The organism is Nocardioides sp. (assembly GCF_035697785.1).
In the GTDB taxonomy this organism is placed as follows: domain Bacteria; phylum Actinomycetota; class Actinomycetes; order Propionibacteriales; family Nocardioidaceae; genus Nocardioides_B.
Map to the genome: position 1 here is coordinate 1 of NZ_DASSCL010000081.1, position 10,573 is coordinate 10,573.

The 10,573-nt window shown below is 73.3% G+C and carries 6 protein-coding genes and 1 pseudogene; 1 reads left to right on the top strand and 6 read right to left on the bottom strand.

What is annotated here, in order from left to right; genetic code table 11:
- Nucleotides 1–298: SRPBCC family protein (locus tag VFH10_RS08355; RefSeq protein WP_325127656.1), on the bottom strand; the 298-nt coding region annotated here is incomplete at its 3' end.
- Here VFH10_RS08355 and VFH10_RS08360 point away from each other — a divergent pair.
- The gene (locus tag VFH10_RS08360; RefSeq protein ID WP_325127657.1) at nt 297–842 is read left to right on the top strand and encodes a hypothetical protein; all 546 of its coding nucleotides are present in this window, start codon (nt 297–299) and stop codon (nt 840–842) included. The two genes, VFH10_RS08355 and VFH10_RS08360, sit on opposite strands and share 2 nt — an antisense overlap.
- A 47-nt stretch (nt 843–889) precedes the next feature.
- Here VFH10_RS08360 and VFH10_RS08365 read toward each other — a convergent pair whose 3' ends face one another.
- From VFH10_RS08365 to VFH10_RS08385, 5 genes and pseudogenes are all read right to left on the bottom strand, one after another.
- Nucleotides 890–1,144, bottom strand: coding sequence for a hypothetical protein (locus VFH10_RS08365; RefSeq protein WP_325127658.1), 255 nt, complete (start codon nt 1,142–1,144; stop codon nt 890–892).
- Nucleotides 1,145–1,224: 80 nt separating this feature from the next.
- Nucleotides 1,225–2,976: an exodeoxyribonuclease V subunit alpha gene (recD, locus tag VFH10_RS08370; protein WP_325127659.1), complete on the bottom strand. Its 1,752-nt coding sequence runs from the start codon at nt 2,974–2,976 to the stop codon at nt 1,225–1,227.
- On the bottom strand, nt 2,973–6,380 hold the full coding sequence (locus VFH10_RS08375) for a UvrD-helicase domain-containing protein (RefSeq protein ID WP_325127660.1): 3,408 nt from the start codon (nt 6,378–6,380) through the stop codon (nt 2,973–2,975). The genes recD and VFH10_RS08375 overlap by 4 nt, the downstream gene beginning before the upstream one ends.
- The gene (gene recC, locus VFH10_RS08380; RefSeq protein ID WP_325127661.1) at nt 6,377–9,805 is read right to left on the bottom strand and encodes an exodeoxyribonuclease V subunit gamma; all 3,429 of its coding nucleotides are present in this window, start codon (nt 9,803–9,805) and stop codon (nt 6,377–6,379) included. Before recC ends, VFH10_RS08375 begins: the two co-directional genes overlap by 4 nt.
- 161 nt (nt 9,806–9,966) lie before the next feature.
- Nucleotides 9,967–10,573, bottom strand: a pseudogene (locus tag VFH10_RS08385) (collagen-like protein); the annotation flags it as partial.

The window sequence follows — 10,573 nt, forward strand, 5'->3', positions numbered from 1 at the left end:
GGGGCTCAACGCTGTCCACGGTCGGCGTCCACTCCGGCCACCGGGCGACGTCGTACAACACCTCCCACACCTGCTGGGCGGGGGCGTCGATGTGCCTGCTTGTCTCGAAGAACCTGTTCATGTACCAAACGGTACATCGAAAGACCACCACACCGGCAGGCTGGTCAAGACCAGCCGCCCGCGCTCCTCCTGAAGACGGCCGGAGCCCGCTGGGACCTACCAGCTGTTCCTCGGTCACCGGCGATCGTCGCGCCCTAGCCTGTTGGCGACGACCCGATCCGGAAGCAGGACCCGTCATGTCCTCACGCGTACGACCCGTCACCAGGCTCCTCGTCGGCTGCGCAGCCCTGGCTGCGCTGGCAACCGTCGGTCCGGCACCGGCACAGGCACAGCGACCGGACCAGGCTCACGCCTCCGCCGACGTCGTCGTCTACCCCGGGCAGGGCGTGGACATCTGGCGGCACGGTCACGACCTCGGGAAGCTGAAGCGGACCCCGACCGCCTTCCGCGGCTTCATCGACGCGCGTCTCGACCGGCTCTGGCGCGACCTGGGTGGCCGCGCGGAGTGCGGCAGCTCGGTGCTCATCACCGTCAAGCAGTACGGTCCACGCCGTTACGCCCTGCTCAGCAACGAGGGCTGGTTCGCGCACGCCGGCGACCCCGCCTCGTGCAACGCCGGTGGCCACTACACGATCGCCGCGCACTGGAACGGGCGCTGGCGGGCCGTGTTGTCCGGACAGGATCTCCTCACCTGTCGCGAGCTGCACCGCTACCGGGTGCCCCGCACGATCGGAGGGCCCAGGTGCCTCGATGCCGACGGCGAGCCGGTCCGGTACCGCTGACGCGACCCCAGCTCGCGCGGACCCGCAACCGCCGGCCGAACCGTCGGCTACGCCCGGACGCTCCGGTCGCTGACCCAGGCATGGCCACAAGCCCCGCAGTCGCGGTCCTCCGGCCCGTCGGCGACGCTGCCGGGGAACCAGACCCAGGCGGGCGCCGAGTCGATGACGTCCCGGGTCGGCACTCCGTAGACGAGGTGGGCCACCCGCCCGCTGCCGCAGCGCGGGCACCGACCCCGCTCTCCCCACGCCCCGGCGGGCCCGGGCTCGATCCGCTCCGCCGGCTCTCCCCATCTGCTCGACACCTGGTTGACGATAGAGCCGACCACCGACAGTTCTGGCGCTCCCGTCTGGCGCCTCCCGACCCCTCGGAGTGCAGCGGTGCTCAGCGCTGCAGCCGCTGCCGCAGCCCGCTGGCGCGCAACGCCCGCCGCTCGACCGCGGCCCGCACCGACTCCTCGGTCCCGACGATGCGCACCTTGCGCTGCGCACGGGTGACCGCCGTGTAGAACAGCTCGCGCGTGAGCAGCCGGGACTCCGGCGGCGGCAGCAGCACCGTGACCTCCTCGGCCTGGCTGCCCTGGCTCTTGTGGATCGTGGTCGCGAACATCGTCTCGACGTCGCTCATCCGGCTGGTCGCGAAGTCGGCCAGGCCCTGCGACCCGCTGACGAACGCGCGCGGGCCGGCGTCGGTGCGCACCACGACACCGGCGTCGCCGTTGTAGACGCCGAGCCCGTAGTCGTTGGCGGTCACCAGCAGCGGCCGGCCGACGTACATCGGCTCGTAGAGCGGGTCCCCGGTCTCTTCGGAGAGCCAGTGCTCGACCTGCCGGTTCCAGTGTTGTACGCCGTGTGGGCCGTCGCGGTGTGCGCACAGCAGCCGGTGCCGGTCGAGCGCGGCGACCGCCGCGGTGGCGTCACCCTCCTCGGCGTGCCGTCGTACGTCGACCGCCGCCTCGACGACCCGAGCCCGCAGCGGAGCGCCGGGGTCGTCGCTCTCGACGTACTCCACCTCCGCGGCGCCGCTTCGGAGAACGTCCAGCACCGCATCCGCGGCCCCGTCGCGGAGGGCGCCCGCCAACGCGCCGATCTCCTCGCCGAACCGGTGCGTGGTGGCCAGCCGCACGACCGGGCTCGGGTCGCGCCCAGTGAGACCGGACACAAGGTCCGCGAGCACCGCCCCCGCCTCGACCGACGCGAGCTGGTCGGGGTCGCCCACCAGGATCAGCCGGGACTCGGGACGCACCGCCTCCACGAGCCGGGTCATCATCGTCAGCGAGACCATCGAGGACTCGTCGACCACGACCACGTCGTGCGGCAGCCGGTTGCCGCGGTGGTGCCGGAACCGGGTGCCGTTGTCGCGGCGGGTGCCGAGCAACCGGTGCAGGGTGACCGCCTGCAAGTGCCCGAGCCGGCCTTGGTCCGTGGCCGGGAACCGCGCGACCTCCCGCGCCACCGCCTCCTGCAGGCGCGCCGCGGCCTTGCCGGTGGGAGCCGTCAGCGCGATTCGAAGCGTCGGCGCGCCCGCCGCCTCCGCTTGCTCGGCGAGCAGTGCCAACAGACCGGCCACCGTCGTTGTCTTGCCGGTGCCGGGCCCGCCGGTCAGCACGGTCGTCCACGCCGACGCTGCACGCAGGGAGGCGTCCCGCTGCTCGCCGTAGGTCTCGCCGGGGAAGACCCGCGGCAGTCCCCGCTCGAGCCGTGGCACGTCGACGGCCGGGACCGGCTGCACCGTCCGGGCTTCGAGGTCACCGCACAGCGCGATCTCCTGCTGCCAGTAGCGGTCGAGGTACAGCAGGTCGAACTCCCACCGCAGCACCCCCGCGGCCAGCAGCGGGCTGCCGGCCACGGCGGTCACCCAGTCGTCGTACGACGGCCAGGGCAGGTCCGGCGCGACCTCGGCCACCGCGGAGAGGCCGACGCACACCGAGCCGAGCCGCACCGCGCGCACGGCCAGCGCGGCCGCGAGCAGCACCCGCTCGTCGGACTCACGTGTCAGGCGGCCCACCCGCCGGGCGACGTGCACGTCCGCGGCGGTCAGCACCCCGGCCCGGTTGACCTCGGCGAGCAGCCCGCTCGCCGAGAGCGCGAGCCGCCGGTCGGCGACGTCGGTGACCTCGAAGACCTCGGTGCTCATGCCGCGCGCCTCCCGTCGAGCAGGTCGGACAGCGCCTCCACCAGCGCCCCCGGCGGCTGCCACGCGAACACCCCACACGGCTGCCCGTCGACCAGCGGAGTGTCGGCTCCGCACATGCCGCGCAGGTACAGGTAGAGCACGCCACCGAGGTGCACCGTGGGGTCGTAGCCGGGCTGCCGCCAGCGCAGGAACCGGTGCAGGACGACGGCGTACAGCAGCGCCTGCAAGGGGTAGTCGGAGTGACCCATCGCCGCGGCCAGCCGCTCGGGCCGGTAGTCGTCGGACGTGAGAACCGGGTCCTCCTGATCGGGCAGCCCGCCCAGCCAGTTGGTCTTGTAGTCCACGACCAGGTAGCGAGGCCCCTGCTCCCCCGTCACCCTGAGCACCACGTCGACCGACCCGGTGAGGTACCCGCGCAGGTCCTGACCACCGAGACCGGGATGGTCGAGCGCGTCGGCGTACGCCAGCAGCGGGTCCCCGGCGGGGAGGTGCGTGCGGAGCAGCGGCGCGACGTCGCCGAGGGTCACCGAGTCCGCCGGGTAGCCGCGCACGTCGCCGCCCGCGAGCGGCAGCTCGAACTCCATCTCGCGGAGCCGGTCGGTGAGCGGGATCCCGCGCAGCGTCCGGCCTCCGGCGAGTGGTCCGAGCGGGCTGTTGCACACCGCGACCAGGGCCGCGGCGAGCTCGTCGGGGTCGAGGGCCACCGGCCAACGCACCAGCTGCTCCTCGATGTGCGCCCGGAGCTCCGCGTGGAGGTCGACGGCGTCCGGATCGGCGTGCTCGAGCACACCGTGCACCAGCGACCCGAACGTCGCCCCGACCGGCAGCCCGGCCATCGGCGACGGCACCGCTGGGGTGGTCGAGCTCGCCGAGACCACCCCAGTCGCCGCCACCAGCTCCGCGATCTCCGGCTCGTCATCCTTCGGTGGCTCCTCCGGCTCGCTGGCCACGCCGGCGCGCACCGGGTCGGGCGCGGCGGCGGCGCTCAGGGCGGAGTACGACGTCCGCCGCCACGCCGTGTCCACCTCGCGGGTGAACCGCCGCACCGTCAACGGCCGCTCGTCGCCGGCGAGGTCACCCTGCGCGAGCTCGGGCAGCCGGGACTCCTCCCAGGACGCACCGCCGAGCTCACGGACCAGGTCGAGGATCCGGGCGACGTCGGCCTCGCTGTGCAAGTCCTGTTTGGCCTTGACCACCGGGTCGCCGGGCCGGCGGCCGAACAGCATCCGCTGCAGCGGCGAGCACGGGGTGTTCTTCGGCGCCGGCGCCCACCACGCCACCACCTGCGAGCGGGCCCGCGTCATCGCGACGTACAACAGCCGCAGCGACTCGCCGTCGTCCTCCTCGACGGCGCGCGCGACGTGGGCGTTCCACTGCGGTCCGCCAGCGCCGACGTCGATGCACCGGTGCCCACCATCGTCGGCCGCGGAGTGGAACAGCGGCACCTTCGGCTGCTGGGGGTACCGGTCCCACAGCGTCGGCAGGTAGACGACGGGGTACTCCAGGCCCTTGCTGCCGTGGATCGTCACCAGCTGCACCGCGGCCGCGTCGCTGTCGAGCCGGCGGGTGCGGTCGGCGGACAGCTCGACCTTGTCGTCGGCCATCTGCGCCCGCAGCCAGGTCAGCAGGGCCACCAGCCCGAGACGCTCGGTGGTCGCCTGCTCGTGCAGTGACTGGCCGACGTGCCGCAGGTCGGTGAGCAGCCGCTCGCCGTCGACCCGGGAGAGCACGCGCGCCGTCAGCCCGGCCGCCACGGCGGCCTCCAGCACGGCGGCCACCCCGCGGGACGCGAACAGCTCGGCCCAGTCGCGCACGGTGCCGGCGACCTTGTCGGTGAGCCCGTCGCCGCCGGCGTCGAGCGTGCGCGCGTCGTACTCGAAGAACGACGTCAGCGCCGCGCTGCGCACGCGCGCGGACCGGTGCGGCTGCTCCAGCGCCTCCAGCAGCCGCAGCCACTCGGTCGCGGCCGGGGTGGCGAACACGCTGCCGCTGCCGGCGACCACGGCGGGTACGCCGATCTCGGCGAGCGCGCGCTGGACCTGCTGCAGATCGCCGTTCTTGTACGCGATGACCGCGACGTCGCGGGGCTGCAGCGGCACGCCGTCGAAGGTGGCGCCGGAGGTGATCAGCCGCTTGATGTCGCGGGCGACGTCGGCGTACAGGTGCGGCCGGATCTGCGCCACCGACAGGTCCTTCCTCGCCCGCAGGACGTCCTTGCGGACCACGCGCAGCCGGAACGGTGCGCCCGCGCCGTCCAGCCGGCTGCCGTGGTGCTCGGCGTCCACGTCGCGGACCACGATCTGCTCGTCACCGAGCGCCGCACCACCCATCAGCACCTGCAGCGCGTCGACCAGCTCGGAGTCGCTGCGCCAGTTGCGGCCGAGCGTCTGGTGGGTGGTGGCGGTCGCGGCGGCCTGGAGGTACGTCGTGACGTCGCCGCCGCGGAACGCATAGATGGCCTGCTTCGGGTCGCCGATGAGCACCATCCGCGCGTGCCCGGTGAACGCCCGGTCGAGCACCTGCCACTGCACCGGGTCGGTGTCCTGGAACTCGTCGACGAGCACCACCTTCCAGCGCTGTCGCATCCGCTGCCGGGCCGGCGCGGTGGGGTCCGCGAGCGCGTGCGCGAGCTGCGAGAGCAGGTCGTCGTAGCTGAGCACGCCGAGCCGGCGCTTGCGGCGGTCGAGCTCCTCGCGCACCGCCCGGGCGAACGCCAGCCGCTTGCCCGGGACCGTGTCGGGGTCGGCGTCGGTGGGCTCGAGGCGGGCCTGCGGGTCGTTGGCCGCCTCGCGCGCGAGGGCGAGTGCCTCGGCGTGACCGAACGGCGGGGCGGTGTCGAGGTCGCCGAAGCGCTGCAGGTACAGGTCGTCGACGACCTCGGCCAGCAGGTCCTCCAGGTCCTCCACGAGCGTGGCGTTGGCGTCGGTGTCGCCCGCGACCCCGAGACTGCGCAGCACCAGGTGACAGAACTGGTGGGTGGTCGCGATGGTGGCGCCGTCGAACGCCCCGAGCGCGTCGCGCAGCCGCTGCCGGCGTACCGCGCGCTCCTCCGGCGCCGCGTCGAGCAGCATCGTGACCAGGTCGCTGGTGCGAGTGGTCGAGCCCGTCGAGACCACCGGCTCCGAGAGCGCCCGTTCGGCCTCGACCAGCTGGGCGCGGACCCGCTCGCGGAGCTCCTGGCTGGCCGCCCGTCCGAACGTGACGACCAGCATCTCGTCGAGGGTGGCCGCCCCCTCCGCGACGAACCGGGTGACCAGCGCACCGATGGTCCACGTCTTGCCGGTGCCGGCGCTGGCCTCGAGCAGCGTGGTGCCGGTGGGCAGCGGCCCGCAGATGTCGAAGACGTCGCCAAGGGTGGTGGTCGAGCCGCCGGCGGTGGTCGAGCCCGTCGAGACCCCGCTCACAGGTGCGTCACCCGCTCGGCGCCGTCGAGCAGCGGCTTCCACAGTCGGACCGCAAAACGGCCCAGCCGGTGCGGCTCGTCGTTCCAGTCCTCGTCGTCACGCGGCGGCGTGGTCAGGCACGCGAACGGAGCGGCCTCGCCGAACGCCTGGACGTGTGCGGGATCGGCGTCCTCCCCCTTGATGCCGTACGGCGAGAACCGGTCGGTCTCCCACTCCTTGCTGGCCTTCCAGTCGCCACCGTTCTTGCGCGCCTCCTCGGCATAGACGCACGCGCTCTTCACCGGCAACGGCAACGGCTCGCGCATGCCCCGGTCGTAGAGGTCGACCACGTCTCGCAGCCAGCCCGCAGCGCGGTGGTCGAGCGGGCCCGCCTCGGCGACGGCGGGCGCCCCGCGCCCCCGGCCGACGGCGTGCGCGGTCCAGCTCTCGTCGGGACGACCCGCGGTGAGCGCGAGCAGGTCGATCCACGAGGCGAGCCGGTGCTTGGCCGCGAGCCGGGAGTACGTCACCCGCACCAGCCGGTTGCCCCACACCGAGGTGACCGTGCCGGTGAGCCGGCGTCCGCCGCCCAGGTCGACGTCGACGTCGAGCGACCGCTGCTCTCGGCGGTCGAGCCCGTCGAGGCCCCGCAGCTTCAGCGCCCCGAGCGCGATCGGCTTGAGCTCCGCCTCGACCTCGGAGAGCACGTTGTCGCCCAGCGCACCGGGCGGCAGCACGCCGCGCAGTCGTTCCGCGTGGGCCGCGTCGTACGGCGACCTGCCGGAAAGGATCCCGGCGAGCATCCGGTCGCCGATCTGCCACTTGGCGAGACCGTCCAACGTGATCGGGATGGCGTCGAGCGTCTCCTCGGCCTCCAGCGGGGCGGTGACGTCGAGCCGCGACCGTAGGAACGCACGCACCGGGTGCGCGAGGAACGCCTGCAGGTCCGCGAGCGCCACGTCGGCCGGCGGTCTTGCGGGCAACTGGTCGCCGACCAAGGTTGTGGTCGGGATGCGCGCGCGCCGGGCCGCTTTCGCACCGGCGAGCGCGGCGCCGTCGAAGCTGAACGCATGGTCCGGCACCAGGGCACCCTCGACCAGGTTGCGCGCGTCGAATGGCTGCAGCGGGTGCTGGACAAGAACCTGCTCCCGCACCGAGCCCGTCGCGACCGTCGCCGTCGCGTCGAGCGCGTCGAGCAGCTCCCCGAGCGGCACGGCCGGCGGCCGGTCCGCACCGGTGTGCTCGTTCGCGCCGGTGTAGGTGACCACGAGAGTCTCCTTGGCGGCCAGGATCGCGTCGAGGAACAGCTGCCGATCCTCGCTTCGCACGTCGCGCTCCCCCGTCAGCGGGTTCCGCGCCAGCACGTCGTCGCCGTCGACCGAGCCGGTCCGCGGGAACACCCCGTCGTCGAGGCCGAGCAGGCACACCACGCGGTGCGGCACCGACCGCATCGGCACCATGGTGCAGACGGTCAGCGTGCCGGTGCGGAAGTTGGCCCGGGTCGGTCGGCCGCCGAGCCGGTGCGCGAGCAGGTGCCGCACGTCGGCGAGCAGCAGCCCGGTGCCCGAGCCACCGCTGCCCGACCCGGTCGCGGTGGTCGGGACGCCCGCCGAGTCACGGATCCGCGCGAGCTCCCGGTCGAACTGGGCCCGCTGCCACGCCTCCCGAGGAGGTACGTCGGTCAGCTGTTCCACGCCGGCGGACAGCGCGGCCGTCCACGCACCGATCGTGCTCGCGGCATCCGCCGCCTCGACGAAGCGCCGCAACCGGTCGACGTACTCCCCGAACCGCCCGGCCAGGTCGATGTCCTGGCTGGACACGTCGTCGACGGGCAGCACGTCGGGCGGTCTGGTCCCGGCACCCCCGCCGCGACCACCGTCCTCGGCCATCGCGACGCCCAGGAGGATCCGGTCGAGCCCGGTCTCCCAGGTGTTGTCGGGCAGCCGCAGCCCGTACGCACCGCGATGGCCGGAGTCCAGCCCCCACCGGATCGCGGCCTCGTCGACCCACAACCCCAGCTGGGCGAGTTCGTCGTCGCCGAACCCGAACCGGCGACGCACCGGCTCGCTCGACGCCAGGTCGAGCACGTCGGTTGCCGTGACCCGGCCCCCGGCCAGCTCCGCCAGTGTCGCGGCCACCGCGAGCAGCGGGTTGGTGCTCGACAGCGCCCGGTCGGCCAACCGCAGCCGGAGCCGGTGTCCCGGGTGCCCCTCGCGGGCGCCTGGCAGGTCGGCGAGACCGAACCCGGCCTGGATCAGCGGCGCGTAAGCCTCGATGTCGGGGCACATCACGAGGATGTCGCGCGGCTCCAGGGTCGGGTCGTCCTGGAGCAGGCCGACCAGCACCTCGCGCAGCACGTCGACCTGGCGAACCGCGCCGTGGCAGGCGTGCACCTGCACCGACCGGTCCCGCGGAGCCAGGACGCGCTGCTCCCGGGTCCCGGCGCCCGGCTCGGCGTTCGCGCGCAGGTCCTGCTGCAACCACCGCAACATGGAGCCGTCTCCGGTGGTCGAGTCCTCACGCCGGGTGGTCGATCTTGTCGAAACCACCCCCAACGTCCGCTGCAGCTCCCGCGCGTCCCGGCCCAGCGACCCCAGCAGCGGGTGCCCGACCATCCGGATGGACTGGTCGTGCACGCGCGGCACCGGGCCGGCCGACGACACCTGCGCCAGGTCCGCCCACAACCGCTCGGACACCTGCGGCAGCCACAGGTGCACGTCGCGCAGCTCCCCCAAGGCTCCGAGCAGCTCCACCTCGGTCACCGGCAGCCGGGTGTGCCCGAAGAGTGACAGCCGCGGCGGCAGGTCCAGCCCGTCGCCTCCTGCGCGCAGTCGGGCCAGGGTCTCGTCGTGACGTACGTCAGGCGGCGGCGCGCCGACCCGCTCGACCAGCCGGCGCCACAGCTCGGGCTGCCAGGCGAGGTCCGTGTCGACCGGGTTTCCGCAGCCGTCGGTGTCTCGCCCCTCGCGCCAGTCGGTGACCAGGCCGGGCCGCTGCACGGCGTACGACGCGAACAGGCCGGCCAGCCGCCGCGCCACGGAGTACCGCCGGCTGCGTCGCAGCTCGCCCTCGTCCCCGTCGAGCCCGTGCCCGAGGTGGGTGGCCAGCGTCGCGCACCACGGTGCGTCGAGGGAGCCGTCGATGACGCCGAGCAGCGGCCACACCAACCGGTCGGGGTCCCACGGGTCGTCGCGCTCCTTGCCCAGCAGCATCGCGACCAGCGAGTGCGGGTTGAGGAACCGAACCCCCGCGCACACCCCGTCGCCGCCGCGTGCCCCGACACCCAGCCCGTGGGACAGCCGCTGCGTCAGCCACCGCTCCACGCCGCGCGCCGGCACGACCACGACCTCCTCGGCGAACGGGTCCGCCAACGGATCGGCCAACAGCTCGGCGAGGCCGTCCGCGAGCAGGTCGGTTCGCTCAGCGCGATGGATCCGCAAGGACACGCCCCGCAGCATGTCACGGTGCGCCGACCACAGCGGCACAGAGACGGGGCCGGAAGAGTGGGAGCAGGTGCTCCTGTCGTGGTGCGGTGTCTTGCACCTGCGCGACGTCACTCGCCCGGCCCCGGCAAGGACCAGCTAGCTCAACTGGTGGTGTCGATCAATCAGCCCAGGAAGACAGGAAGCCCGTCGACCAGGACGTCGGTGATGTAAACGGTGCCTGCGATACCGGGGGCGTCGTACACGAACCCGACGTCGGTGATGGTGCCTGTGGCGGGAGCGGTGAAGACGACCTCGCCTTCGGGGTCGCCGCACTGCTCGCCAGCGTCGATGTTCTGGTCCCATGAATTGGCCGAGGTGGTGTCGTTGACCGTCACGAACATGCGGGGCGCACCGGCGGTGCACTGGGCACCGTCCTTGAGCTGGAACTCGAACGAGATCATGTCCCCGGCCTGCACCGGGTGGTTGAAGTCGGTGGTCTCGACCGAGGTGCCATCACCCGTGCCGTCGGTGACCAGTGTCACGGCGTAGCCGGAGAACGAGGAGGCCCCGTTCGCGGTCCAGGTGGCGTCCTCGCCCGCGAGCATCGCGTCGATGTTGGCGTTCGTGCCAGCGGGACCGGCCGGGCCTTGTGGGCCGCGGGGCCCAGCCGGGCCCTGGGCGCCGGTCCGGTTGACCTTGTCCTTGAGACCCTCGGAGAGGTCGCGCTGCTTGATCGTGTCGTTCTTGATGTCCTTGGACTGGACGCTGTCGTCCTTGATGTCGTTGGAC

What these genes read in the sequence shown, in the direction of transcription:
- VFH10_RS08360 (WP_325127657.1), top strand. Translation starts at nt 297, where the DNA reads ATGTCCTCACGCGTACGACCCGTCACCAGGCTCCTCGTCGGCTGCGCA.
- recD (WP_325127659.1), bottom strand. Translation starts at nt 2,976, where the DNA reads ATGAGCACCGAGGTCTTCGAGGTCACCGACGTCGCCGACCGGCGGCTC.